At 44.9% G+C, this 25085-nt stretch carries 25 protein-coding genes; 4 read left to right on the forward strand and 21 right to left on the reverse strand.

Annotated features, from left to right (window positions below; all coding sequences use genetic code 11):
• Positions 1 to 98: 98 nt before the first annotated feature.
• Positions 99 to 833, reverse strand: coding sequence for an ABC transporter permease (locus ENLAB_RS03670; protein WP_081118232.1), 735 nt, complete (start codon positions 831 to 833; stop codon positions 99 to 101).
• Complete coding sequence (locus ENLAB_RS03675) at positions 830 to 1549, reverse strand: ABC transporter ATP-binding protein (protein WP_244352678.1); 720 nt, start codon at positions 1547 to 1549, stop codon at positions 830 to 832. Before ENLAB_RS03675 ends, ENLAB_RS03670 begins: the two co-directional genes overlap by 4 nt.
• Positions 1550 to 1645: 96 nt before the next feature.
• Here ENLAB_RS03675 and ENLAB_RS03680 point away from each other — a divergent pair, with 96 nt between their 5' ends.
• The 3 genes from ENLAB_RS03680 (at position 1646) to ENLAB_RS03690 (ending at position 3829) form a co-directional block, all read left to right on the forward strand.
• Positions 1646 to 2398: a polysaccharide deacetylase family protein gene (locus tag ENLAB_RS03680; protein ID WP_244352680.1), complete on the forward strand. Its 753-nt coding sequence runs from the start codon at positions 1646 to 1648 to the stop codon at positions 2396 to 2398.
• Positions 2395 to 3372, forward strand: coding sequence for an ABC transporter substrate-binding protein (locus ENLAB_RS03685; protein WP_142424224.1), 978 nt, complete (start codon positions 2395 to 2397; stop codon positions 3370 to 3372). Before ENLAB_RS03680 ends, ENLAB_RS03685 begins: the two co-directional genes overlap by 4 nt.
• 130 nt (positions 3373 to 3502) lie before the next feature.
• Entirely contained in the window at positions 3503 to 3829 is a 327-nt protein-coding gene (locus ENLAB_RS03690) for an arsenic metallochaperone ArsD family protein (RefSeq protein WP_244352682.1), read from the forward strand.
• A 21-nt stretch (positions 3830 to 3850) separates the two neighbouring features.
• Here the strand turns inward: ENLAB_RS03690 and ENLAB_RS03695 are convergent, their stop codons facing one another.
• Positions 3851 to 4510, reverse strand: coding sequence for a YczE/YyaS/YitT family protein (locus ENLAB_RS03695; RefSeq protein WP_244352684.1), 660 nt, complete (start codon positions 4508 to 4510; stop codon positions 3851 to 3853).
• A gap of 92 nt (positions 4511 to 4602) precedes the next feature.
• Here ENLAB_RS03695 and ENLAB_RS03700 point away from each other — a divergent pair, with 92 nt between their 5' ends.
• Positions 4603 to 5274 (forward strand): cyclic nucleotide-binding domain-containing protein, encoded by a 672-nt coding sequence (locus tag ENLAB_RS03700; protein ID WP_244352686.1) that lies wholly within the window; start codon positions 4603 to 4605, stop codon positions 5272 to 5274.
• Positions 5275 to 5394: 120 nt separating this feature from the next.
• Here ENLAB_RS03700 and ENLAB_RS03705 read toward each other — a convergent pair whose 3' ends face one another.
• From ENLAB_RS03705 to ENLAB_RS03790, 18 genes are all read right to left on the reverse strand, one after another.
• On the reverse strand, positions 5395 to 6837 hold the full coding sequence (locus ENLAB_RS03705) for a glycoside hydrolase family 32 protein (RefSeq protein ID WP_244352688.1): 1443 nt from the start codon (positions 6835 to 6837) through the stop codon (positions 5395 to 5397).
• A 43-nt stretch (positions 6838 to 6880) separates the two neighbouring features.
• Complete coding sequence (locus ENLAB_RS03710; protein ID WP_244352690.1) at positions 6881 to 8257, reverse strand: PTS transporter subunit EIIC; 1377 nt, start codon at positions 8255 to 8257, stop codon at positions 6881 to 6883.
• A 146-nt stretch (positions 8258 to 8403) separates the two neighbouring features.
• Positions 8404 to 9399, reverse strand: a complete 996-nt coding sequence (locus tag ENLAB_RS03715; RefSeq protein WP_195264709.1) for a LacI family DNA-binding transcriptional regulator — start codon at positions 9397 to 9399, stop codon at positions 8404 to 8406.
• 373 nt (positions 9400 to 9772) lie between these two features.
• Entirely contained in the window at positions 9773 to 11083 is a 1311-nt protein-coding gene (locus ENLAB_RS03720) for an NCS2 family permease (RefSeq protein WP_081116571.1), read from the reverse strand.
• 160 nt (positions 11084 to 11243) lie between these two features.
• Positions 11244 to 11843, reverse strand: coding sequence for an NUDIX hydrolase N-terminal domain-containing protein (locus tag ENLAB_RS03725; protein ID WP_244352691.1), 600 nt, complete (start codon positions 11841 to 11843; stop codon positions 11244 to 11246).
• 206 nt (positions 11844 to 12049) lie between these two features.
• On the reverse strand, positions 12050 to 12670 hold the full coding sequence (locus tag ENLAB_RS03730; RefSeq protein WP_244352692.1) for a zeta toxin family protein: 621 nt from the start codon (positions 12668 to 12670) through the stop codon (positions 12050 to 12052).
• Positions 12671 to 13537 carry a class II fructose-bisphosphate aldolase gene (locus ENLAB_RS03735; protein ID WP_244352693.1) on the reverse strand — a complete coding sequence of 289 codons (867 nt, stop codon included), beginning with the start codon at positions 13535 to 13537 and terminating at the stop codon, positions 12671 to 12673. It abuts the gene before it with no gap.
• A 22-nt stretch (positions 13538 to 13559) separates the two neighbouring features.
• Positions 13560 to 13952, reverse strand: coding sequence for a tetratricopeptide repeat protein (locus ENLAB_RS03740; protein ID WP_244352694.1), 393 nt, complete (start codon positions 13950 to 13952; stop codon positions 13560 to 13562).
• Positions 13953 to 13970: 18 nt separating this feature from the next.
• Positions 13971 to 15260: a PTS sugar transporter subunit IIC gene (locus tag ENLAB_RS03745; RefSeq protein WP_244352695.1), complete on the reverse strand. Its 1290-nt coding sequence runs from the start codon at positions 15258 to 15260 to the stop codon at positions 13971 to 13973.
• Between the two features lie 31 nt (positions 15261 to 15291).
• Complete coding sequence (locus tag ENLAB_RS03750; RefSeq protein ID WP_005225455.1) at positions 15292 to 15594, reverse strand: PTS sugar transporter subunit IIB; 303 nt, start codon at positions 15592 to 15594, stop codon at positions 15292 to 15294.
• Positions 15595 to 15617: 23 nt separating this feature from the next.
• Positions 15618 to 17687 carry a BglG family transcription antiterminator gene (locus ENLAB_RS03755; RefSeq protein WP_244352696.1) on the reverse strand — a complete coding sequence of 690 codons (2070 nt, stop codon included), beginning with the start codon at positions 17685 to 17687 and terminating at the stop codon, positions 15618 to 15620.
• Between the two features lie 235 nt (positions 17688 to 17922).
• Entirely contained in the window at positions 17923 to 18972 is a 1050-nt protein-coding gene (locus ENLAB_RS03760) for an FUSC family protein (protein WP_005234658.1), read from the reverse strand.
• Between the two features lie 647 nt (positions 18973 to 19619).
• The gene (locus ENLAB_RS03765; RefSeq protein WP_244352698.1) at positions 19620 to 20324 is read right to left on the reverse strand and encodes a deoxynucleoside kinase; all 705 of its coding nucleotides are present in this window, start codon (positions 20322 to 20324) and stop codon (positions 19620 to 19622) included.
• Between the two features lie 15 nt (positions 20325 to 20339).
• Complete coding sequence (locus tag ENLAB_RS03770) at positions 20340 to 20780, reverse strand: nucleoside 2-deoxyribosyltransferase (protein ID WP_244352700.1); 441 nt, start codon at positions 20778 to 20780, stop codon at positions 20340 to 20342.
• Positions 20777 to 21343: an LOG family protein gene (locus tag ENLAB_RS03775; RefSeq protein ID WP_244352702.1), complete on the reverse strand. Its 567-nt coding sequence runs from the start codon at positions 21341 to 21343 to the stop codon at positions 20777 to 20779. The genes ENLAB_RS03770 and ENLAB_RS03775 overlap by 4 nt, the downstream gene beginning before the upstream one ends.
• 321 nt (positions 21344 to 21664) lie before the next feature.
• Positions 21665 to 22072 (reverse strand): helix-turn-helix domain-containing protein, encoded by a 408-nt coding sequence (locus tag ENLAB_RS03780; RefSeq protein WP_244352704.1) that lies wholly within the window; start codon positions 22070 to 22072, stop codon positions 21665 to 21667.
• A gap of 246 nt (positions 22073 to 22318) precedes the next feature.
• A complete protein-coding gene (locus tag ENLAB_RS03785; RefSeq protein WP_244352705.1) occupies positions 22319 to 23542 on the reverse strand; it encodes an amidohydrolase family protein in 1224 nt (407 codons plus the stop codon).
• Between the two features lie 16 nt (positions 23543 to 23558).
• Complete coding sequence (locus ENLAB_RS03790) at positions 23559 to 24920, reverse strand: citrate transporter (protein ID WP_244352707.1); 1362 nt, start codon at positions 24918 to 24920, stop codon at positions 23559 to 23561.
• Between the last annotated feature and the right edge of the window lie 165 nt (positions 24921 to 25085).

The raw sequence follows: 25085 nt of genomic DNA on the forward strand, positions 1-25085 counted from the left end.
CGCTCACTCCTTAGTATTGCGATCAACTTTGTTTTTCTTGCTCGATCGCTCTTTCTTATCAATAAATACTATCATACAATGGAGCAACCATTCATTTTCTAAGATTGTCGGTAACGGCACACCACTTTTTCCAACCAATCGATACTGGCAAAAAGCAGATAGCCCATCAAAGCAATCAGAAGGATCCCGGAAAGCATTTGCGGGTAGTCCATTTTTGACCACGCACTTAAGATCAGATAGCCGACACCATACGTCGTGTTATAGTTTTCGGCAAAAAAGAGGGAAGCCAACGCGATCCCGATACTGACCCTTACACTGGCAAAAAGTGCGGGCATGAGCGCGGGCAAAATAACGAAGCGCAAGACATGGCGCCATTGGTTCGTATAATTTTTCATGACTTGAAAATACGCTGGCGGGATCTTTGTGACTGCATCACGAATCGAGACGATCACTTGAATGACGATCACCGCAAAAATCAAGAGAACTTTTGAGAGATTGCCTAAGCCAAAGAAAATCATAAAGACGGGTAAAAACGCAACTTTAGGAATCGGATATAAAAAGTAAAGCAGTGGACCAAGCAGCCGATCCGCTCTTTGGGATCGCCCAATCAAGATCCCTAACGGCACCCCGACCAGCAACGCCCCACTCAACGCCGCAAACACCCGCAGCAAACTGGCACCTGCGTGGATCAGTAAGACTTCTCGCAGTGCCCAAAAACGTTCGGCCGTTTCTAAAGGATTAGGCAATGAGCGATTGTTGGTCACCCAGCTTACACCCCACCAAACCACGACAAACGAACAGAAGCCCCAAGCAAAAGATTTGATGGTTTTCATTGCCTCGCCTCCCTCATTTGTTCTTTCAACTGCAAGACGACTTCATAAAAAGCCAATGAGTCTCGTTCCTGCTGGCTGCCGTAAAAAGGATTACTGATCGGCGTAACGCCTTGATCTTTTAGCAGCAAAATCGTCTGCCCCAAAAACACTGCCTCTTCTGGATCGTGGGTCACCACAATCAAGCTGTTTTGTCTACGCTGCTGTTGGGCAGCGATCATGGCTTGGGCGTTTGCTCTGGTTTCTTGATCTAGCGAAGCGGTCGGCTCATCCAATAATAAAACATCGGGCTGTGTGATCAGTCCCCGCCCCATGGCGGTCCGTTGTTTTTGACCGCCACTAAGCTGATGCGGATAGCGGTCTTGCACCTGCGTCAATCCCAACTCAGCAATACAGCTGGTGACCCGTTTTTTACGGCGCTCACTAGGGATTTGGTTGATAAGCAGCGGCATTTCCAGGGCTTGGTAGACTGTTTGCCAAGGAAACAAATGCAGTTCTTGGAAAACGACCTCGATGTTGTCAGGGGAACAGCCTTGGTAAGTGATCGTGCCGGATTGCGGTCGCTGCAACCCTTTGATCAAGGATAAAAGCGTGCTTTTGCCAATCCCCGATTCTCCCAGCAGCACATAGGTCGCGCCTTGTTCAAAACAAAACGAAAGGTTTTTAAAAATGGCAGTATCTCCATAGGTAAAGGAAACGGAATCGAATAGAATACTCATCAGAGAATAAACTTCTTTCTTCAAATTATTTGTGTTGGTTTTCACATTTTATGCTATACTATTTTTTGCGTGATTGACAAGAAAGGATGGTTTATGATGTTTCAGACCCTCGTATTTCATGAAATACGTCCCGAAGCAGAACTTTATGATCAGGTTCGCCCGATCAAAGTCGCAGACGGTTATCAAGATGCCTTGCCTCTGCCCTTATTCAATAGCACTTCTCATTTTAAACAACAAATCGACTTTTTGAAAGCAGAAAATTACCATACGTTGACCCTTGCAGAAGTCAAAGATTTTTATTTTCGGCAGCAGCCGCTACCAGAAAAATCCGTGTTGCTGACCTTTGACGACTGCTATCAATCGATGAAAGAATATGCCTACCCACTGTTGAAAGAAGCTGGTTTCAAGGCAACTGCCTTTGTCGTGACCGGCTGGCTTTTTGATGCCCCTCAGCCTTACGATCCAGAAGTTTCACGGACATTGAGCAGCGCCGAATTAGCCGAAATGAGCGATGTCTTCGAATATGCCAATCATACCGATCATTTTCACGAACGCAAGGACCAGCAAGGGCGTTCGATGTGGGAAACACCAGCCTCCTTTGCGCAAGACTTACGAAGCTGCAATCAGCATGTGGCCATCCAGGATGTTTTTGCCTATCCTTTTGGCTTTTATGATCCGCAGACGATCGCTACTTTGGAAAAGGAAGGCTTTGTTCTAGCATTTACAACCAAACCCGGGATCAATACGGCACAAACCAAGCCAATGGAACTCCATCGAGCAGTCATCCCGTTCTCACTACCAATGGCTGCTTTTGAACAACGATTTAGAAACGAGGAATTGAACCAATGAAAAAAACGATTTTAGCAAGTATCCTAGCACTATTCGCTGTTGGCGTTGCTGCCTGCGGCAACACTGACGAAACAGCAAGTACCAGCAATTCCAGCACTAGCAGTACAGAAGCTGCGGTCACAGATCAAACATTGACGATCGGGGTGTTACCAGCAGAGTCAGCGATTCCGATCATTCTAGCAAAAGAAGAAGGCTTTTTCGAAAAGCAAGGATTGACTGTGGAACTCAAATCCTTCACTTCCCCGAATGACCGCAATGTGGCGGTGCAGGCAGGCGAGCTGGATGGTACCATCAGCGATGTCATGACAGAAGCGACCTTCAAGCAAAACGGCATCGATATGACGATCACTTCTGATATTTTGGAAAACTTCAAGATTCTCGCTTCACCGAATTCAGGAATCACTGAGATGAAAGGGTTAGCGGATAAAAAAATCACCCTTGTACCGAATTTCATTTTAGAATACATCATGGACCAATTTGCACAGGAAAATGATTTTACCTATGACATCGTGGATATCGCTTCTTTTTCTGCCCGTTCCGAAGCATTGCTCAATGACCAAGTCGATGGCGCTGTTTATACGGAACCGCAAGCCAGCATGTTGGCTGCCCAAGGGGCGATTGTTTTAGGCAGCTCTAAAGATGCTGGCATCAAAGGCGGCACACTGCAATTTATGGACGAAGTTATCCAAAATCGCCCGCAAGACCTAAAAGCATTCTACACTGCTTACAACGAAGCCATCGATTACATGAATGCTCATTCAGCAAAAGACTATGCCGACATCTTGGCAGACTATCAATTTCCCGATGCTATGAGTACTTACTTAGACAGCCAGGAAGACTATCCGTATGCCCAGGCAGTGCCGCAAGAGCAATTCGACGCAATCATTGCTTGGACGAAAGACAAGGGTCAAATCGATCAAGCGTATTCTTACAACGAGTTGACCAATTTCGATTTTTTACCCGCTGACGAATAAGAAACAACAAAAAAGACGCATTTGCGTCTTTTTTTGTTGTTTCACTTCTTTTTGCCACTCTTTTTTTGCTCGTGGCAAGAAATTCAGGTATACTTTTGACAAATCAGCTGTCATGAAAGGATTTGATGCAATGCCAACGATCGCTGTTTATGCCGACCAGAAAGAAGATACTTGGGAAGCACACTTGACTCACCAGTTAAAAATAAATGAAGAAAGGACCCAGGCTCATCAAACATTTCATAACGAACCTTTAGCGATCAACGAATACTTCTTTACAGAAGATCCTGCCCCTTTCTATACGAATCAAGACCTTAGTCAGCAATTAGCAAGCAATGGGCGCAGCTGTCTTCCGCTCGTTTATGTCGACGATCAGCTATTTTGTCAAGGTCGTTTGCCAACGATCCGTGAATGGGAACAATTGACGAAATCCGGGATCACTGTGCAATTTGATGCGTAAGATCAAAAGGCGTTGAAGGATTTACCCTTGACGCTTTTGCCGTGTCGGTATTCCCAAAGTCAAGTCACGTTCCTTCGACCAAGCGATGGCACCCGACAGCAAAAAGAAACTAATGACCGTCCCTTCCCTCACCGCTAGCGGTAAGCCCAAACTGATCGCTAGCAAGAGCGCCCCCGAAATACAGACCGCATCAACGCCATAACGGTACTGCTTGAACGTCCAGCGACTGCGTTGCGCCAGCAAATGACACCAGTGCTCGATTGGAAATTTCAAGACCTGCAACCGTAAGACTTGCCCCGTCGCCGTTCCAGAAATCAAGATCCCACCGATCAAAGCAGCTAGTTGGCCCCAATAATTCGTCAAGTGCAGCGATGCCAAGAAGTAGTAAACAAAGCCATTGATCAAATAGCCGAATGCCAGCAAAGCGAAAAACATAATCAAGTACTCACTGCCTTTTTGTTTGAGGGACGTCTGCCGCCGATCCAATAGCCAACAGGCAGCTAAAAAGCCCAAGTTGATGGCTGTTGTGATGGTGCCGACTTTGATTCCTGACATCGTTGCCAGCGTGACATTCAAGGCATTAAAACTACTGACCCCAACGCTTGCTTTAATGGTCAAGCTGATCCCGAATGCACTCAGCCCATAAAAAATCCCGGATCCTATCCATTGCTTTTTATTCATTTTTTCTCCCACACTTTCTTTTTTGCTTTTCTAAGTATGTGCTATACTGACTAAAAACAAATAGGAGATTTCTCCTAGTTTGGAGGGAAAAAGTGAAAAAAACCGCTTATGCCTTGGCAATAAAGCAGGTACCAATCAAAGAAAGCTGCCCCTTACCGATTCCTGAGGAGATTTTACAACAAAGTGCCCTCTGGACCTTTGATCATCGAGAAGCGATCCAAAAAGAAACGGTGCCGATGTCGGTCTTTTTCGTCCTATTGACTGGCAAAGCCAAGATCATTCAAACGCAAGAAAACGGCAAACGTGCCTTGCTGCAGTTTCTCCATTCTGGTGATTGCATTGGCGATCTCACGTTGATTGGCGCCGAAACAGTACCGAAAACCGTGGTTGCGATCGGTGAAACAACATGTCTGGGCATTCCGATGCAAGCAGCAGCTCACGGGCTCATGCAAGACCTGGCTTTCGTACAAGCACTAGGCAAAACTATCGGTGAAAAATTGCTGCTGCGTATGGATCATTTTTCCGTCAATCAAACCTATCCCTTAGCTTGGCGCCTTGCTCATCTACTGTTGGAAGCTTCGATCGATGATCTTTTTCAAGAAAAATTGACGGAGACCGCAGAATACTTAGGCGTGAGCTATCGCCATTTGACGTATACCTTAAAAGATTTCAAAACGCAAAAACTAGTCACAAAAACTGCAGACGGCTATCGGATCGATGCACCTGCGCTGCAGACCTTTATCCAAAACCAACAAAAACAGTAACAAGCAAATAACGACAGCGAAATAGTTGGTATGATGCCCCCTAAAAGCCAGAGAAAAAGCTGACTCTTGGGGGTGCAACAAGAAAAACCAACTGTTTGCTGTCGTTTTCGGATCGTTGCTTTATTTTTTCGCCAATGCCCAAGTATTGACAGTAACCGTGCCGGTTCCGCTGAGAGCGATCGCCTCGGTCCGTTTGGGATACACGCGAGAGGTCAAACAATATTGCCCGCCATTTAGGAAGATCTCAATCGAAGACGTATCGACAAAAATCTGCAGCTGCGTCAGTTCATCGACCTTGACACTGCGCTGTTTACGACCGTAGCCAGAAACGCCATGATGGATCGTCAAGACACCAGCTTCATAAGCCAAAGTCGTATCTTGCAAAAGTCCAAGCTGGAACTGCTGCAATGGGACTTCCGCCGTAACTTGCAACTCATATGCCAATTCATCGAAAGACAAGTGCTGCGGTTTCTCTGAAAGCACAATTTTTTGGCTGACTTGCTTGTCTCGCAATTTTTGGAATTCTGGCAAAGGTTCTTGATACAACTGGTCATTTTTGACCGAAAGCTGTCTTGGCAGCGTTGCGGCATGCTGCCAGCCGCGAGTGATCGTAGGATTGCTGTATTCAGGACTGGTATCCCCTAGCCCCATCCAGCCCCACAAGATCCGACGTTTCTGCTCATCTTCAAAGGTTTGCGGGGCATAGAAGTCAAAGCCATAATCAAGTTCACGAAACGCAGAAGTTTCTTTAAACGTCAGGGTTTCCCAATCCACCTCACCAATCAGATACCCTGATTGATGAATATTTTGGTAGGCATGTTCTTTGGCTGCCAAGCCTTGCGGTGAGAAGACCAACACATCTTTGCCATCTAAATGGAAGTAGTCTGGGCATTCCCACATGTAGCCTAGCGCATAGTCCTCACCGAAAAAGATTCCTCGATAGGTCCATTCATTTAAATCCGTCGATTCATAAATCAAAATTTTGCCTTCGTTTTCCAACGTACGCGCGCCTAGCAGCATATAGTAGGTGTCTTCGTGAGCAAAAACTTTTGGGTCACGAATATGATCGGTAAATCCTTCAGGATAGTCCTCATGTGGAATCACAACTTCTTGCTTTTCGACGGTATAGCCGTCCTTGCTGATTACATGGACCGTGTTTTGTTCTCGTCCACTAAAGGTATAGTCATGATCACCGGGATGTTTGACATTCCCAGTATAGAAGAAATGGATCGCGTCATTCTCGATAAAGGCAGAACCCGAGTAGACCCCGTCTTTGTCATAGTCGTGTTCGGGAGAAAGAAACAGCGCTTCTTCTTGAAACGTGACAAAATCCGTCGACGTTTTGTGTCCCCAGTGGGGGGGTTCTCCGCCGTGGGGCGTTTGCGGTACATATTGATGGTAAAAATGAACGACACCTTTGAATTGGCAAAGACCGTTCGGGTCGTTCATCCATCCTGTTTCTGGCATCAAATGATAGTTCAAGCGCCACGCATCAGCACGGATTTTTTCCGCTAATTCGCTTTGAGTTTGGGCAAGCTGTGCCCAGTATTCTTTCGTTAACATTGTGGTACCTCTTTTCTCTTGCCGATGAACAGCAAGGGATTATTTATTGGTTCAACTCTTTGGCTAGCGGTTTGCGCTGCAATTGGACACCAGCAAAACCGACACCAAAGGCAATCAAAATCACGACGACGTATTTCAGCATGGCACCGAAATCTCCAGTATACAACAATAGTCCTGGAATAAAAGTGATGCCCATCCCAGTGGCAGCTAATTGGAAGACATACGTCGCAAACCCGCCGACTGCGCCCCCCAACATGCCTGCGCCAAAAATCCGCATCGAGCGTAAGTTGACCCCAAATAGTAAAGGTTCCGTGATCCCAAATAAGGTTGGAACCGCCGCACTGATGGCATTTGAGCGTTTGACTTTGTTTTTATAAATAAATGCCGCAGCGATCGCAGCCCCAAATTGTCCCGCCATACTTGCTGTACCTAAGACTTGTAGGACGTTTTCGCCTGTCGTATTCAATAACCCTAACTCAATAATACTTAACGAATGGTGCAATCCAGTGATCACGATCACTTGCTGAACTCCTCCGTAAATGATATAACCGATGCCCAATGGTGCTTGCACCAAGTAGACGATACTGTTGATGACTGCTCTTTCAGCTACTTGCAAGATTGGTCCTAACGCAAACAAAATCAAACCTAAAGTAATGACAATCGTTAAGAATGGTGTCACGATCAAGTCCATCATTTGCGGAACAAATTTACGGAACCATTTTTCTAGCTTAGAAACTAAGATCCCGACAATAATTGCTGGAAAAATCGACCCTTGATACCCAGAGATCGATAAACCGAATAAGTGCAGTGGCTCTGCATCCCCGCTGGCAACTGCCCAAGCGTTCGGCAATTGCGGTGCCACCATCATCAATCCTACCACGATCCCGATGATCGGATTACCGCCGAATTTTTTCGTCGCACTATAGGCGATCAAAACAGGTAAAAAGGCAAACGCTGTATCCGTTAACATTTCAAACATAGCTAACCAGTCAGCACTATAGGTGACCCCCAACTCGGTCAATAATCCCCGAATCCCCATCAAGAGCCCCGTCGTCACCAAAGCTGGAATCAGTGGCACCAAGACATCTGACAACGTACGGACAACTTTTTGGACGGGTGACAGATTCGAATACACATCATCTTTGAAGCCAGCTTTTTCAGCGGAGGCGTCATTGCCCATCTCTGCGGCGAAGGATTGATACACTTCATTGACTTTTCCTGTTCCAAAAATGAATTGATGCTGTCCGGTGTTGAAAAAATAGCCCTTGCTGCCCTCAACTGCTTCCGCTTTGTCTTTATCTACTAACTGATCGTCTTTCAAAATCAAGCGCAAACGTGTGGCACAGTGTTCAAAGTTTTTGACATTTTCTTTGCCGCCAACAGCTTCTAACACTTGGTCGATCGTTTTTTGTTCCTTCATTTTTCCCACTCCTTTGATCGTCGGTCCATTTGTGGAACCGGTTCTACATTTGTAGATTAACAGAAACCGTTTGCAATTGCAAGCAAAGAAAATAAAAAAACAGAACGCCGCAACTGGACGTTCTGTTTTCTCGAAAAATATTTGCTTTATCGCTCCTGATTGTCAAGCTTGGCAGTCGACTGTTTGACCACTAATCGATTCGGTAATTCGATCACTTCAGGAACCTCTTCCCCTTGTGTCAGTTTTTGGATCGTTAAGACGGCATCGATGCCTAATTGGACATAGGGATATTGGGTCGTTGTGATGGTCGGATAGACATAATCCGTCGAATCATAGCCGCCAAATCCGTTCAAGGAAAAGTCTTGCGGCACTTGGTACCCTAGTTCATGGGCGGCTTTCAATACAGCAACAGCGATATTGTCCGTAGCACAGGCGATGTACGTTGCCGGTTGATCTTTCAAGAACACAAGAGCTTTTTGGTACGTTTCTCTTCTAGAAAAAGACGTTTCGATAAAGTCCACCTTGACGTTGGGGGTTTGTGCCAAGACATCAAGAAATCCTTTTTTTCGCAAGACACCTACCGCATAATCATTCTCGCTGACCCCAACGAATAAATAACGTCGGTGGCCAGCGCTGACTGCATATTCTGCCATGGTTTTGCCCGCTTGATAATCTTCATGGACGATGGAATGAATGCCAGCTAACTGTTGGCCTAACAATAAAACCGGCATAGGAACCTCTGCCAGCACCGCTTGCAGCTGCGGCGTGATTTTACGCGCAAAAAGGATCATCCCTGCTACTTTTTGTTTAACCAGCATTTCGATATTTTCTAGTTCCCGTTCATCGCTTTGATCAGAGTTGGTGATCAGCATTTGATAGCCATTTTCCCGTGCCGTCGTATCGATCCCTTTCAACACATCATTTGTCGATGGTGAATTCAGCCGAGGAATGATCACGCCTAGCAATTTCGTGTCTTGGGCTTTCAGCGATCGAGCAAATGTATTAGGACGATAGCCAGTTTCAGCAATGATCTGATCAATTTTTTTGCGCTTTTCTTCACTGATATAGCCATTGTTCAGATAGCGGGAAACCGTACTTTTCGCTACTCCCGCCTTTTCAGCAATGTCCTTGATCGTTGTCATGATTTCCCACCTTTGCATTTTCTTTTATTATAACAATAACTGAAAGAAAAGCGCAGGTTTTGCGTGAAAATTGTTGGGATAGGAGAATTTGGAATGAAGCTTCACTTCAAAGTCATCTTACAATCAATGAATGGTAGAGAAACTAAAACCTCCCTTTACAAGCTATGGCGAAGATCGATCAGATCATTGAGTATATTTTTTAAGCAACACAACGCCCTGATTCGTCAGCAGATAAACCACGAATAGTAAACCCTTATTCGATTCTGAACATTTTTATAGCAAGCGACATATAATAAAAAAACCAGCTAAGCCACGCTTAACTGGTTTTTCATTAGTAGAAATCCTACTTTAACTTTACATTGAAACCCCTCTATCACACATTCAAAATCCACATAAACCCAAGAAAGACAAAGAACAAGCCGTACATGATCGGTGAGACTTCTTTGCCGCGTTTGGCTGCTAACATGGTGATTGGGTAAAAGATAAAGCCCAACGCGATCCCATCGGAGATGCTGTAGGTCAACGGCATGCCTAATAGAATCAAGAAGGCTGGGATTGCAATTTCCATTTCGTGCCATTTGATTTCTCGCAGCGATTGCGCCATCAATACACCTACGACGATCAGTGCTGGTGCGGTCACTTGAGAAGTGACAACGGATAGCAATGGTGAAAAGAACAAGCCGAACAAGAAGAAAATTCCAGTCGTCACGGCAGTCAAGCCAGAACGACCGCCCACGGCGATCCCAGCGGAAGATTCCACATACGCCCCTACTGGTGATGTCCCTAATAAAGAACCGGCGAGCATGGCAGTGGAGTCAGAAGCAAGTGCTTTGCCGACTCGTGGCATTTTGTTGTCTTTCATGAAGCCCGCTTGGTTGGCCAGCCCTACCAAGGTGCCTGCGGTATCAAAGAAAGTGACGAGTAAGAAAGTCAGTACTACGACCCACATTTGCAGAGAATTGATGTCTCCTACATGGTTGAGCGCCACTAAGAATGTGGAAGAAATACTTGGTGCAGCAGAAACGATACTGGATGGTGCTTGGATCAAGCCAGTCAAAAGACCTAAAACAGTTGTTGCGGCCATCCCGATAAAAATTCCGCCAGGAACTCGGCGAACCATCAAGACGGCAGTGATCACTAAACCAAAAATCGTCAGCCACGTTGTACCGACACTCAATGAACCTAGTGCCACAAGGGTCGAATCGTCGGAAACGATGATCCCGCCTTCGCTCAATCCCAGAAAGGCGATGAACAGACCGATCCCGCCAGAGATGGCATATTTTAAATCAGCAGGGATCGCATCAATGATCAGCTCCCGTAATTTGAAGATCGTGATCACGATAAAAATCAGTGATGCCACAAACACACCGGCTAATGCTGTTTGCCATGGAACCCCCATTCCAATACAGACTGAATAAGAAAAGAAAGCGTTGATCCCTAATGCGGGTGCCGTAGCGATCGGGTATTTTGCTAAAACCCCCATCAAGATACAGCCCAATGCACTGGCTAACGCCGTTGCTGTAAAGACGGCACCTTCGTCCATCCCAGATGCCCCAAGGACCGTTGGATTGACGAATAAAATATAGGCCATTGAGATAAAGGTGGTAAATCCAGCTAAGATTTCTCGCTTGACCGTTGTTTGTAGGGCATCCAGCCCAAAAAAGGAATTGATTTGATTCTTCATTTTTACTCCTCCAGCAATCAAGCAAAGGTATCACGATTGCTTGATTTTTTATAATGAAAACGACGAAATCAATCATAAACCAACTTTATCTGCAAGTAAATATTATCCGGTTAAAAAAACCAATAAAACGCTTTTTCCAACATCTTACCCTTAGTTGTTTCTAATCCACGTGTAAAGACTTCTCATTCACCAATTGCTCCAGCTGTTCCTTGGTGGTGCGCTTGATGGAAAGCTTTGGCAACTCGTTCAACGCAAAGTAATCGCTGTTGGAGGTTTCACTGTTTTTGATGAAGTCCCCTGCCAAAACATCACAGGCAAAGACCAGCTTATAGTATTGAAACACTTGTGGAATGTCTGGTCTTAGATTCGTATCAAAAATTGCTCGCAGCTCCTTGACCTCAACGAGCAAGCCAGTTTCTTCCAGCACTTCTTTTTTGATGTTTTCCCGTGGTGTCAAACCAATTTCTGCATAGCCACCCGGCAGTGACCATTCTTTCGTCAGGCTGTCTTCCACTAGCAAAATTTTTTCATCTTTTTGGATCAATGCTCGTACATCGACTTTAGGCGTAGGATAGCCCTCATTATTTTCTGTTAAAAGGGTCAACGCAGCTGCGTCTTGATCCACGACGGTACTCATCAAATGCAATGCCAACTCTTTGATTTCTTGGTAACGTTCCTTATCGTACACATCTTTGCCATAGTACAAACCTGCTTCAGCGATCGATAACAGGCGTTTGTATTGCGCAAAATAATCTTTCATCCATTCCCCGCCTTTTCCATTTCTCTGTTATGCTTCTTATTCTAGAGGAAATCGCCAGTTTTGCAAAAGAAAGTCTTCTGAGACATAAGAAACAATCCGTCTTGCTTTGACAGCTAAACTTCCCCAAAAGCTAAGTCATGAGAAATAGCTCATCAAAAAAAGCAGTTGGCATGTACCTAGACCAGGTATAACGCCCACTGCTTTGCTTATTTACTTAGCTCAATTGCAATTTTCTCGATCAATGGGCGATAATCCACTTGCTCGTACTCTTCCACATTGACTTCGATAAGCTCCCCTAACTGAAAGTCATTGTAACAGCGATCGGTGATGATTTGCCGAAACGCTTCTTTGGTTATATGGTTGGTTGCAGCTTGTCTATCTTCCAGCACATCCCCGTAATGGTATCGTTCCATGATAAAACTCAAATGGCGGTCATCCGCACGATCACGTAAGAAGCGTCTTTCCCATAAGGTTTCAAAAGAGGCTGTCAAACGTATGGTCAAGCAGTCATAGCCATAGCTTTGGGCGAGAAAATTCAGCAAGGGCTTCTGCTTTTCACTAAAGGGGTATTCCGAGACCACCAAACGTTTTCCTAAAGACATGTACAAGCCTAATGCCTGATAGTAAAAAGGCCAAACATACTGCTTTTCGATCTGGGCTTTTTCTGCCAATGAATCAAAGCCGAGGGATTCGGCATAGCACTCTTTGATTTCATCCGGCGTAAGAGAGAAAAGATCAGGAAAACGTGTCTTCAACAGATTCAGTAAATAACTTTTTCCGGTTCCAGGGCTGCCTGCCAATAAAACAAGCATCTTTTTGCGTACCATCTATTTGCCGATCGCAGTCGGCGCTTTCGTATTCATGAAAAGGCCGATCTTGTGCTTGACGATTACTTTGATGGCTTCATTGGATGGGATCACGTTGTGGCGCAATGATTTGTTGACTTCCGTTGCCCCAAAATTTTCTTTTGCGATCTTCGTCCAATTCACCAACAATTCAGTACCTACATTAAACTTGCGAATGCCGTTATTGATCAATTCAGGATAATCTTCTTCTTTGACGCCAGTTCCTCCATGAATGACTAGCGGCACGTCTACGACCGCATGGATTTCCTTCAATAACGCAACATTCACTTCGGTTTTGGAGCGGAATTGACCGTGATTGGTTCCGATAGCGATGGCTAGCGCATCGACGCCAGTAGCAGCGACAAATTCTACCGCATCTTCTGGGCGTGTGAAGACTTTATCGTCTTCTTCCACATGAATGCCTTCTTCTGTGCCGCCGATCGTTCCTAATTCTCCTTCGACGGACACCCCATGGGCATGGGCGTATTCTACGACTGCGCGCGTTTTCAAAATGTTTTCTTTGAAGGGCAAATGCGAGCCATCATACATCACCGAGCTATAGCCGCTATCAATCGCTGCTTTGATCTCATCGAAATCTCTGGCATGGTCCAAATGCAAGACAGCGTCCACTAGCTCGTGATCGGCAATCGTTTTGACGACATTGACCAAGACATCATAGCCGATGTATTTCGCCGTATCGATACTTGTTTGAATGATGATGGGTGCCCCCATCTCTTTGGCTGCCCGCAGCATGCTTGGCAGCATTTCTAAATTATGGGTATTAAAAGCCCCCACTGTAAAATTCAATGCTTCTGCTGTTTTCGTTACTTCTTTTAATGTTGTATACATCCTTGATTCCACCTCGTCTAGTTTAATTGCCGCTGATCGTAAGTTGTTTGGCGATTTGCCGCATTTCTTCCATTTTGTCCATGTAATAGTCGATCTTTGCATCGTCGCCGTTTCGTGCGGCGGCGGCACGCTGAGCATTGTAAAGGGACATCAGTTTTTTGTAGCCGTCCCCGATCGATTTTTTCGCCTGCAAGCTTTTTTCCAATGCGTCGATCGCTTCTTCTGTGCGAGAAAGTTTAGCCTGGGCTAAGCCTAACGCTTCATACAATTTTGCTTGTTCGTCGCTGTCAGGTTCTGCTTGCAACTGACTTTCTAAGTTTCCAATAAGCGCTTCTGCTTCTTGGCTTTCTTCAGCGGTCAAAGGAACCGCTGGTGTTTCTGTGGGCTTTTTTTCTTTTTTGAAAAAAGAGAACATGCGTCTTCCTCCTAGCGATTAAAAGTTTTTCAATAAGGGACTGATGATCCATGCATATAGCAAGGCTGCCGTGACGGTATCCACATCGGTTGCCGTAGCGTTAACAAAGCCCATTTGATTGAAGATCGTTACAAGTAGGGCTGGCAGTAACGTAATGAAGAAGCCGTGGAAGATCCCTCCGATGATCGCCCCTCGACGTCCACCGACCGCATTGCCGAAGATCCCAGCGGTACCGCCGGCAAAGAAGTTCGTCAGCATCCCTGGCAAGATCATCGCCAAGCCAAAGACTGGTAAAACGAACATGGCAATGACTGTCCCAATCGTTGTAGTAATAAAGCCTAAAATAACTGCATTTGGGCTATATGGGAAGAACACTGGACAATCGAGTGCTGGTTTTGCATCAGGCACCAATTTCATGGCGATCCCACGAAACGCAGGAACGATCTCGCCTAAGAGCAACCGGACGCCTGCTAACAAAACATAGACCCCAACCACGAATTGGATGGCTTGCAAGAAGGCATACATGATATAGTTTTGATCACCAGAGAGCGTAGAAGCAAAGGTTTCTCCAGCAAACAAGACCGTCACGATATACAGTGGAACCATCACGACCATGACAGAAAGATAGGTGTCTTGTAAAAATTCAAAAGAACGTGGCAGTTTGATGTCTTCGATCGATTTTTTCTTCTCGCCTCTTTCTCCAAACAGATAGGCAACGCCTGCTTCAAAGAGGTAGCCGATCGTACAGAAATGTCCGAGAGCAATGTCATCTGACCCAGTGACTTTACGGATGATAGGCTGAGCCATCGCTGGCATCGCTACGGCAAAGATCGCCCCAATCAACCCACTAACGAGAATCAAGACAACGCCCCGTAAACCAGCGAAATAGCCAAAAACCGTCGTCATGGTCGCCATCCATAAAATGGCCTGACCCGTTAAGAAAATATATTTCCATTTCGTAAAGCGTGCCAATAAAATATTAAAAACAAAGATGGCTAAAAATGTCAGCGCTATGTCCCGCCCCAAGCCCAACTCATTCATCGCTTGCCCGTTGATGGCTTCGATGGAAGGGATTATGCCTTGCATGTCGAATCCTTCTGTGAAAATCTCGCCGAAATAGGTCAAACTACCGACGATGATGCTAGAACCAGCGCTTAAAACCTGAAAGCCCAATAGCGTCTTCAAACTTCCTGAAATGACTTGACCTGTTGACTTTTTCTGAAGCAGCAGTCCTAACATCGCGATCAAGGCGATCGTGATCGATGCCTGCGTTAAAATATTATCAATAATAAAATTGATGATGCCCATTTTTTCAAACTCCCTTCGTCATGACCCTTCCTTACAGTGCGCCTTTTTCCGTTAATACCGGGGTGATTTTTTCTTCGATTTCTGGTTTTGAAACAATGTTGCGTAAATAAATGATTGCGGTTGTCGGGTCCAAAGCAAACTTTTCAAATTGCGTCCGAAAATTCTCTGCTGTAATGATGATGTCTGGTTTCATTGATACCGCTGATGAGATATCGACATGATCCAATTTCGCCTCCACTCCTAATTTCGTTAAGACATCTTCTGTTGACATCTGAGCCGCAAAGCTGCTGCCAAGACCTGCACCGCATACGAATAAGATCGATAATTTGTTCATGATTTTTTCCTCTTTTCTTTTTTTTATGAAAATAGCAATGATTGAAAAGCTTCAATCGTGGAACAAGCCAGTAACTGCGTGACTTTTTCTTCATCATTGATCAGTTCGATCAATTCCTTCATGATGGCAAGATGAGAGTAGGAGTCCACCGCAGCCAAGCAAAAAATGATTTTGACGGGGTCCATTTCTGGGTTCCCAAATGCGACTGGCGGCGCCAAGGTGAGGACACTCACACCCAACTGCTGGGCGCCATCTTCTGGTCGTGCATGCGCCAGCGCCAAATGTTTGCCAATGACGATATAAGGACCGTATTCCTCCACCGCCGCAACCATTGCCTCGATATAGCGTTTTTCGATGATCTGTTCTTTTACTAGCGGCTGCGCCGAGCGTTCAATGGCTTCTTCCCAATTTTGAACAGGAACGTTTAATTGAATATGACTAGCGGATAAAACATCTTTTAACATTGGCTGAATCTCCCTTGCATTAATGGCTAATTGATTTTGTTCAAACAAGTGTGTCAATTTGCGATAGGCGGCAGCATCGACCGTCCCGCCACTTTCTTCAATGACTGTAAGCAACTGATTGAAGAACAGCGTGGCATTTTTTTGGTCAAAGGCGATCCGCTTGAACTGTTCATTGTTTTTTAAGAAACGGCGGATCACTTGGTGATTTTCTTCATTGATGATCGGTGGGATCAGTAATACCGGCTTTTCTCGATAATCGATCTCATAGGTTGAAAAAACCAGATCCACATCGAATTTCGTAATCAAATTGACTTCTTGTGAATTCAAGACTGCCGCGACTTCTACTTCTGGAAATTTCTCCTTGAGGCTGGCTGCCAGCAGATTGCCGGTTGCCATTCCATGGTTACAGACAACGACCGCCTTATAGATCGTAATGATTTCGTGGTTCAATGAACTTAAGGCTGTAGAAAAATGGATCACGAGAAATGTCAGTTCATCTTCTGATAGTGGTTGTCCGACGATCTCTTCGATCGTGGGGGCGAAGCCCTTGACGGCTTGGTAGATTTGTCCATAATTTTTGCGAACAGTCTCTTTGATCGGATTGGGGACTTGAATGCCGCTTTTGGCTCGAACGATCAGCGCGGCCATATGTTTATACAATCCCTCTAACAACTCTTCTTCCTTTTTACTAAAAGGGATCTTGGTTTGGCATTCCACAAATTGGATCAGCTGCAGCGACAAGAGTTGCGCATGCGCCCATTCGATGGAATTGGACAAATCTTTAAAATTCAGTGATTCGATGATGAAAGAAAGATAGTTGACTTCGATTTCTGGTGGCTCGATCGAAAAGGTTTCAGCGATCGCCTGGATATAGGCTGACCCTTGGAGCGGATTGCTGGAAGTAGACCAGTTCATGCGTGTGATAAATTCCTTCATTCTGATGCGCATCAGCCAAATGGCGGTAAAAAATAAGATTTGGCTGCTATACAACTCATTTTGATTTGGCGGCAACACTGCTTGCATCACTTGTTGGATCTGTTTGATTGCTTTTTGCGGCAAATAGCGATAAAGCAATTTCGTAAAGACTAAATCTGGGGTCTGTTTATCAAGTGGCAGCCTACCGATCCGCTGATTGATGATGTCAAAAATCATCGTCCGAATCGCTCGTTCCGATCCATTCAACCGCAGTCCTTTTTTTCCTAGACTAATGATCTCAATGCCATATTTATTGATGTCCGCCCGCAAACGGCGCATGTCTTCATCCATGCTGCTTTTCGATATCTGGTACGCTTCTTCTTTTTTATTCAACACCAGGATCTCTTTTGAAAATGTCAGATGCAGTAGCAGATCAAAACTCCGCTCTTCACGGGTCATATATTCCGACTGTTGTGCCTGTAATGCCTGCCAAACAATGGCTTGCTGCTTCGAGGTCAGTTTCAAAAGGATGCCCTTTCCTCGAAGGGTTTGGATCGGTCCGATGTGTAAGTCAGCAAGAAACGTGTTGATCTCATTCAAATCATTGCGGATCGTCCGCCCACTGGCTGCGGTCTCTTCTGCCAGTTGCTCGATGGATAGTGGATAATCAGTCACCAACAGGCGATGCAAAACATCTACGATTCGTTTTTTCACAACTTTCTCTCCTTCTCTGATTTGAGTATATGATTTCGCTTACAACAAAAAAAGTAGATGTTTCTGCCACTTTAGTTTGCAAAAATGTAAACGCTTCTATTTCAAAATAGGAACCTTTGCTCGATTATTTCACATTTCCCTTCTTTTTCCTATCCAATGGAGAAAACGTTTAGATAGAGGATCAGATGCAAAAAAAGCAAGAGCAGCTGCTCTTGCTTATCGATGATGGTGCATGCTATTGTGTTTGATCCGTCGTGTCTTCTGGCTTATTTCCCAGCGCTTGCTCCATTTGCTTTACTGCCCAATCCATTAGAAAGATCAACAGCATTGCCAGCACGCTGCCAATCAATGCCCCTGAAAAACGCAATGGGATCAATTTCAGTGGCGTAAAACTAGTACCGATCGTCATTAACAGCAGGACTTGTGGGTTGGTAAAGAAATTAGCAACGGTATAATTGACTGGCATAAAAAACTCCGTCAATATGTTTAGAATGATCAATACCACTGCGATCGCTTCAAGGGGCATATGCAAGGACATCAATAAGAAACCCAGCAGCAGCCCTACGATTCCTCCCAGTACCCTGCCGATCGTGCGATTTTTGATTTTTTCCATATGTTCCCCTGCCAAGACGGCAGCAGCGGAAATCAAGATCCAATACCCGTTGCTGTCCCGCAACAGATAGGCAATGTAGGTGGCAATAAACAAGATCAAAGAAAAGTGCAACGCCTTGATAACCATTTCTGGTTGCTGAGATAATGCCAGCGAATATTTCTCGTGCAAGCTCAGTTGTTGAAAGGCCGTTTTTTCTTCTTTCAACGGTAGCTGTTCAGCTAACGAAATCACCAGTCCAGCAAGCAGCGAGCCTGCGATGCCATAAAGCAAATAGGAACTGTGGTGCAAGATCTCTCCAAGGTGCGCGGCGTGAAAATTAAAGCCGGTGGCATAAAGCATCAACACGAAGAAATAATCCGGCTTGGGGATCCGCATCACTTTTGACAACAAAAACGCAGAAAACGATAACGCACCGATAATAAAAGGCGCGCTCCAAGGAATCAGTGCTGTCCCAGCACCTAAAATAAAGGCTAGCAGTAGCGCCGCACCGTGGGTCAAAATGGCGCGCAGATTATAAAACAGGGACCGATGTTGAAAAGCTAAGTATGAAAAAGCCCCCATCGCCCCCACAGAACTTATCAAAGGGTCCTGAACAAGAATCCCTATAAATAAAGGAACCGCCATCGCAAACCCTGATCCTAATGGACGCAAGACTTTTCGTTTGTCTTTCATGCAATTCCTCCTATCAAAAAAATATGTACGATGATACAGCGTTTTATAAACAACGTCCTAAACTAGTATACGGAGCAAAAGATGAATATGCAAATTTTTTTCAGAAACTTTTCGATATAATCGTAGCGATGTTTTCTTGATCAAATCATACGCTGGCACAAAACAGCCCTTAGCAATAAAAAAAGAGAAGCATTCGCTTGGCAATAGACTACAAGCGAATCTCTCTACTTTTCGTCAAAATATTCTTCAATGAAGTGCTGGTCATTGTATCTACTATTAGTATCGCGCAGCATTCACCCGTTTGAATAACACTTGATGCACTCAATCAGCTAGTAACTCACCCTAGTGACCACATGGACAGACTCTTGACACACCAACACGAGTCATTGCCTTTGCTGCTGGTGTCTGGCGCGAATATGTCTCTCAATAGATAATTGAAACACTAAAGCACCGAAAACGGCGTCTTCGGTGCTGACCAATTTCCTTTTGTTTACTGCAAACGCCATTGAATAATTTGTTTGACAACAAGGATTGCTCTTTAATCCTGTAAAATCGCCGTTTTCAAGCACTTCGATTAATCATAAAAAAGCTGACAGGGATGACTGCTTTTCAACCAACTGGCAAGAATCATCGGTTGCTTCTCTGCTTTAATTTTTCTTGGAAAAATCACCTTTTGCGATGGCTTTGTCCGTACAATAGTGGCCTTTGCCATGGGTCTGACGGACCTCTGCCAATTTTTCTTGGATCATCTCGAGGATCACCATGAGGTTGTCTTGATTGGCAACAAAGTCCAATTGATCCCCATCGATTTGCATTTTCGGACAAACGTCAAAGTTTTCATACCATTCATCATATCGCTGATTCAATTCTTTGTAATAGTCGTACAATGTCGGATCGTTGGCAATTTGTTCATAGGAACGGCCACGTTTATTGATCCGTTCGATCATTGTATCCAAGGAAACTTTGATATGAACCATTAAATCTGGATGTTTCAACGGCGCCGATTCTTCCAATTCCCGCAGCATCGTATTCAACAGGTTATCGTATTGTTCGACTTCCATCGGTGCGATGCGACCTAGATCGGCATTTAGATGAAACATCAAACTGTCCTCATAGATGGAGCGGTCAATGACATTGTCATCATTCGACAACGCTTCCCGCATCCCTAAAAAACTTTTGTTTAAGAAAAAAATCTGCAATAAAAAGGCGTATCGTTCTGGATTGGAATAAAACAATGGCAGGACATCGTTGTCCTCCACGTTTTCATAGAAAGGCTTCGACGCCATTTCCTTCGATAAAAAATCAGTCAAACTGCTTTTTCCTGCCCCGATCGTTCCTGCGATTAATAACACATTCATCATCCTTTATTAAATATAGTCACCGACAAATGCTCGGTGCGCCATCGCTTCAAAATCATACGCTATTCGTGCCGCCAAATCAGTCAAATACGCTTGTACCGACTCCGTCAACATCAGATTGACCGCCGCGCTTTTTTCCTGAAAAGCGATCACTGGTTTATTTCGTACGTGTGCTGCGCCGATTTTAAAGGCTGTTCCCGGATCAGGGATTCCACCATGGTAATCCAAAACGACAACGACGACGTCGGCTCGTGTCAATTCCAGCATGTCTTTTTCAAAAATTTCTCTCGCCCATTCCGGTGGATTGGGTTCAGATGAACCTTCTTGATACAGGCGCGGCGAATAGATCGCCAAGGGCTGTCGGTTTTCCGCTAAACTGCGTTCTACCTGTTTGAGTCGTGCGACTTGTTCGTTTGAAAAAAACGGTCCAGCTAAATAGACCTGCTTCATCCTGCCAAGCACTCCTTTCCTGACCCCTTCGCCGCCAATCGTTGGATCAACGACTCAACGTCAGATAGGAAAAAGAGCGTTTCCGGCAGTTCAGCCCAAGCTTCAAACATTGTTAGCAGCGGCTTAAGTCCATCCTTCAAGCCTTCGTTCACCAACACACCGATCGGCTTGCCTGGCAATGGCCCAAGAGTCAAAAAAGTGCATACTGATGACAACTCCTCTAGTGTACCAAATCCACCAGGTAATACAAGGTAGGCATCGCTCATTTCCAATAATTGTTGCGTTTGTTCCTCCCTTGTATCCGTATAGAACTCGGTGTATGTGCTTGATCCAGTGACGATTGGCGGCAAATCTTCTGCAAAGGAACCTGATGGATAGATCCCCGTCACTGCGCCTTCTTTTTCAAAGACCCCTTTCACGATCTCCCTCATCAAGCCAGCCAAAGGGGCGCAATAAACCAACTCGATGTGATTTTTTGCTAAGGCATTGCCGATGGCACGAGCGGTCTTTGCCAACTTTTCCTCATTTTCTAAACAGGTACCGCAACATACAGTTACTCTCAAAAAAACAGCTCCTTCTTCACTACACCTGCTATTTTACACAATCTCTTAAAAAAGTAAATACTACATATTGTGCTTCATTTAGATAAAAAATCGATCCATTCACTATATATTGTATATCGCCATTTGCATCTTTTCGCTTTTTCTTAAACGTTACAAACCTTGAAAATAGCAGCCAAGAAAAAACAGAACCAGCTTTCATCGATTGCCTCAGCCCTCTTTCATCCCACATAAAAAAACACGATGCAGCTAGGCTCGTGTTTTTTTATCCATCGCTTTTTTTCTCTTGTCCAAGCAAAATTTAGCAAAAATCTGTATAAAAAATTATTTTTTGTCGGTGGCTGCTTTCAGCTTTTGCAAATCCTCTTGCTCGACAAAAAAGGTCACTTCTCCTGTTTCTAAATCGACGGATGCTTTGACTTCAACCCCTCGTGGGAAAAACTTGCTGGCATCGGTCTCGATTTTCAAACGCATCGTTCCGTCTTTCAATCCAGCACCATAGGTCATCGTACGAAAGTTCTTTTTCATTCCTGCTCGCTCCTTTTTTAATAGCTCATCGACGCTGCACCCATAAAGGGTACTCAGTTTCAATAAATTCAAACTGTCTGGTACCGTCTTGCCGGTTTCCCAATTTGAGATCGATGTGCGGGTCACTAAAATTTTTGTTGCTACTTCTTCTTGGCTCATTTGCTGTGTGACTCGATGGTTCTTTAGCGCTTCCCCAATCGTCATCTTGCCCTCCTTCTCCTACCTTAACGCAGACCTGCTGTGATTTCTGCTCAAATCCATTGATATTACGGCATTGTCAAACAGTTTTGACAGGATTTTCTTAAACGAACTCTCCGTGATAGTGGTTTTCTTTCTATCATAGATGAAAAAAGAATAAATGACTAGAAAATGATTTTTTTATTTCGACTATACTACGACAAAAAAAGTAGCACGAATAAATCGTACTACTTGAGAAAACATGACCTGTTGCTAACGGTGGATCATCACTTCTTTTTTAACTTCTACGGTGATGCGGCCATTTTTGATGACCATCAAACGTTCAGGAATATCGATCAGCACATCGGCTTTTCTTTGGGTATCTAAAAGAATCAAATCTGCGCGGTTGCCAACAGCGATTCCATAGTCTTTAATATTTAATGCTTTGGCGGTATTGGTCGTGATCATTGGCAAAACCGTCGGCAGGTCATCGGCGCCGCCTAAATGCGCCACTGGCACAGCCAACATAGCAATTTGAATCAAATCACCGTTGCCATAGGGCGTAAAGGCGTTACGGATATTGTTGCTGCCTAAACAGATATTCACACCAGCATCACGTAATTTGCGAATCGGCGTCACGGCACGGCGAACGTTGTAGGCATCGTTTCTGGCACCTAAGTGCAAGTCGGTCGCAGGCAACGGCATCACATTGATTTGGGCTTTGACCATCAAATCGATGACTTCTGCCAGCTGATCCGGTTCCATGGCGTGCAGCGCAGTCAAATGTCCTACTGATACCCGACCTTGATAGCCTTCTGCGATAGTTTTTTCACACAGATAGACGATCGATGTATCGTCTGCTTCGTCAGCAAAATCTTGATGCAAGTCAATGTCTTTGTCAAATCGTTTAGCGATCTCAAAGATCAAGTCGATGTGTTCATTGGCTGGCGCATCATTGTAAGGAATGCCACCAACGACATCGGCTCCTTTCTCCATCGCTTCGATCATCATTTTATCCGTCCCTGGGGCTTTAAAAATCCCTTCCTGCGGAAAGGCAACGACCTGAATATCGATCAAGTCGCGGTATTCTTCTTTTAAGCGCATGATGGTGTCAAACCCAGTGAAGCCTTGCGCCGGATCAAATTCGGCATGGGTGCGCACAGCAGTCGTGCCATGTACGATCAGCATTTCTAATGCACGTTTCGCTCGATCATAAATATCTTCTTCGGTAAAAGTCGGTTTGAGCTTTGCCGTAACTTGGATCGCTTCTTGTAATGTACCTGAATTATTAGGTTCACGATCGGCGATCAACGCTTTGTCTAAGTGGATATGGCTTTCGATCAATCCAGGGATCACCACTTTGCCTTTCGCCTCAATCGTTGTTGCTGCTGATTCTTCAATGTTGGGTGCAACTGCGGTGATTTTTCCTCCTGAAATTGCAAGGTCTACTAATTCTGCATCGTCTTCAAGACGTGCTTGCTTGATCAATAAATCCATGTTTTCCTCCTATCCATCAGCCAAACACTAAGCCGATGACTAATAATAATACGGCTGCTAAACTCAACCACTTCACGTTTCCTTTGACTACATCCAGAATCGGAATTTGGAAACCAGAAGATAAAGCTTGCATCGTAATGTTGACGAAACTCATTTGACTGCCGAGGCCAACCCCCATCGTTACAAAGCCAAGAGCTAAGATTGGGAAGCCTAATGAAACGGCAACTGGTAGCACTAATGTTAAAACGGAGCCGACATAGGCACCCGCGGGAATCCCAATCAAGACACCCGTCAAGATCGCCACGGGAACGACGATCGCTGCCGGGGCATTTTGTGCCGCACCGGCAATTACAGCAAAAGTCCCAGTTTCAGCGATCACGTTGATGAAGGCTAAAAAGATCCCCACTTGGAATAAGCGGGTCAAAATATACGTCGATCCGTCCACCATCGCTTCCACCGATTGATTCATCGAAAAGTCGGTACAAACAAAAATCAACGCCAACGTGACCACCATATAAACTAGCGGTGTAAAGAGGACAAAGCCGATCAGGTCATTGATCAACGGACCAAAGATGACCGCAAAAAGCAAGAAAATCGCAGGCAGTGTCGTTTTGAACAACTCGCCATTGCTTTTGTTTTCATACTCTTGGTTGGCAGATTCTTTGAAGCCCAAATGACGTCGCTTGGTCCCAAAGAATGCCAATAAAATCGCCAAACCAACGAATAACAACCAAAATGGGCGCATTTGATCGACATAAGAAGCGACACTAAAGCCGCCTAGTTCAGACACGATACTAGATTCCAAAGAGGCAGGAGAAGTCGTAAAGGAAACCGCTGCCGCTAACGACATCGCTGCGATCAATTCGGGTACCACCCCAACTGCCGCAAATGCTAACGGTGCGATCACCATCGCACTCCCGCCGCCGATCCCAGACATATAAGTCGCTGCTGCCAATAAGATGACAATAAACCCTGCCACATATTCCACTTTTCCTTTAGTCCCTCTTTTGGCTAAGGTTAAGGCCGCCGTATAACTGCCCGCTTTGAAGACCGCCATCGCTACAGCGGAATTGATGATTGGCACCGTAATACTCAACATCGTCGGAATAGCTTCCAACAGTTGCGAATTGGCTTCAGCTAAACTGATCCCGCCAATAATCATCGCCAAGATCCCAGCAATCAAGCCAGCAATGATCATATCTACTTTTTTAAAGAGCAAAACCAGCACTAACACTAATGGAATCAGTACTAGAAATGCTTTGACTCCTGTTGGTGCGACGATCTCATTGATCGCTTCTGCCGCAAACACTGTTCTTTCTGAAAAGATAAAAAGAATGAGAGCCATAAACAGTGAGACGAACGTTCCCTTTTTTTTCATCACATTTCTCCTAACTTATATGAACCTTCATATAATAAATGTTGTGTTGCTATGGGGTGTTGCCGATTGATTTTTCCGCTGAATTTTCTCTGGTGTTTCCCACCTTCTTTCCTCGAAGAAAGGAACCAAGCAAAAGACACCTGCTTTTTCGACCTTTTTCGCCAC

The sequence above is a fragment of the Enterococcus innesii genome, from assembly GCF_022846515.1.
Taxonomy (GTDB): Bacteria; Bacillota; Bacilli; order Lactobacillales; family Enterococcaceae; genus Enterococcus_D; species Enterococcus_D innesii.

What these genes read in the sequence shown, in the direction of transcription:
- ENLAB_RS03670 (WP_081118232.1), bottom strand. Translation starts at nt 833, where the DNA reads ATGAAAACCATCAAATCTTTTGCTTGGGGCTTCTGTTCGTTTGTCGTG.
- ENLAB_RS03675 (WP_244352678.1), bottom strand. Translation starts at nt 1,549, where the DNA reads ATGAGTATTCTATTCGATTCCGTTTCCTTTACCTATGGAGATACTGCC.
- ENLAB_RS03680 (WP_244352680.1), top strand. Translation starts at nt 1,646, where the DNA reads ATGTTTCAGACCCTCGTATTTCATGAAATACGTCCCGAAGCAGAACTT.
- ENLAB_RS03685 (WP_142424224.1), top strand. Translation starts at nt 2,395, where the DNA reads ATGAAAAAAACGATTTTAGCAAGTATCCTAGCACTATTCGCTGTTGGC.
- ENLAB_RS03690 (WP_244352682.1), top strand. Translation starts at nt 3,503, where the DNA reads ATGCCAACGATCGCTGTTTATGCCGACCAGAAAGAAGATACTTGGGAA.
- ENLAB_RS03695 (WP_244352684.1), bottom strand. Translation starts at nt 4,510, where the DNA reads ATGAATAAAAAGCAATGGATAGGATCCGGGATTTTTTATGGGCTGAGT.
- ENLAB_RS03705 (WP_244352688.1), bottom strand. Translation starts at nt 6,837, where the DNA reads ATGTTAACGAAAGAATACTGGGCACAGCTTGCCCAAACTCAAAGCGAA.
- ENLAB_RS03710 (WP_244352690.1), bottom strand. Translation starts at nt 8,257, where the DNA reads ATGAAGGAACAAAAAACGATCGACCAAGTGTTAGAAGCTGTTGGCGGC.
- ENLAB_RS03715 (WP_195264709.1), bottom strand. Translation starts at nt 9,399, where the DNA reads ATGACAACGATCAAGGACATTGCTGAAAAGGCGGGAGTAGCGAAAAGT.
- ENLAB_RS03720 (WP_081116571.1), bottom strand. Translation starts at nt 11,083, where the DNA reads ATGAAGAATCAAATCAATTCCTTTTTTGGGCTGGATGCCCTACAAACA.
- ENLAB_RS03725 (WP_244352691.1), bottom strand. Translation starts at nt 11,843, where the DNA reads ATGAAAGATTATTTTGCGCAATACAAACGCCTGTTATCGATCGCTGAA.
- ENLAB_RS03730 (WP_244352692.1), bottom strand. Translation starts at nt 12,670, where the DNA reads ATGGTACGCAAAAAGATGCTTGTTTTATTGGCAGGCAGCCCTGGAACC.
- ENLAB_RS03735 (WP_244352693.1), bottom strand. Translation starts at nt 13,537, where the DNA reads ATGTATACAACATTAAAAGAAGTAACGAAAACAGCAGAAGCATTGAAT.
- ENLAB_RS03740 (WP_244352694.1), bottom strand. Translation starts at nt 13,952, where the DNA reads ATGTTCTCTTTTTTCAAAAAAGAAAAAAAGCCCACAGAAACACCAGCG.
- ENLAB_RS03745 (WP_244352695.1), bottom strand. Translation starts at nt 15,260, where the DNA reads ATGGGCATCATCAATTTTATTATTGATAATATTTTAACGCAGGCATCG.
- ENLAB_RS03750 (WP_005225455.1), bottom strand. Translation starts at nt 15,594, where the DNA reads ATGAACAAATTATCGATCTTATTCGTATGCGGTGCAGGTCTTGGCAGC.
- ENLAB_RS03760 (WP_005234658.1), bottom strand. Translation starts at nt 18,972, where the DNA reads ATGAAAGACAAACGAAAAGTCTTGCGTCCATTAGGATCAGGGTTTGCG.
- ENLAB_RS03770 (WP_244352700.1), bottom strand. Translation starts at nt 20,780, where the DNA reads ATGAAGCAGGTCTATTTAGCTGGACCGTTTTTTTCAAACGAACAAGTC.
- ENLAB_RS03780 (WP_244352704.1), bottom strand. Translation starts at nt 22,072, where the DNA reads ATGACGATTGGGGAAGCGCTAAAGAACCATCGAGTCACACAGCAAATG.
- ENLAB_RS03785 (WP_244352705.1), bottom strand. Translation starts at nt 23,542, where the DNA reads ATGGATTTATTGATCAAGCAAGCACGTCTTGAAGACGATGCAGAATTA.
- ENLAB_RS03790 (WP_244352707.1), bottom strand. Translation starts at nt 24,920, where the DNA reads ATGAAAAAAAAGGGAACGTTCGTCTCACTGTTTATGGCTCTCATTCTT.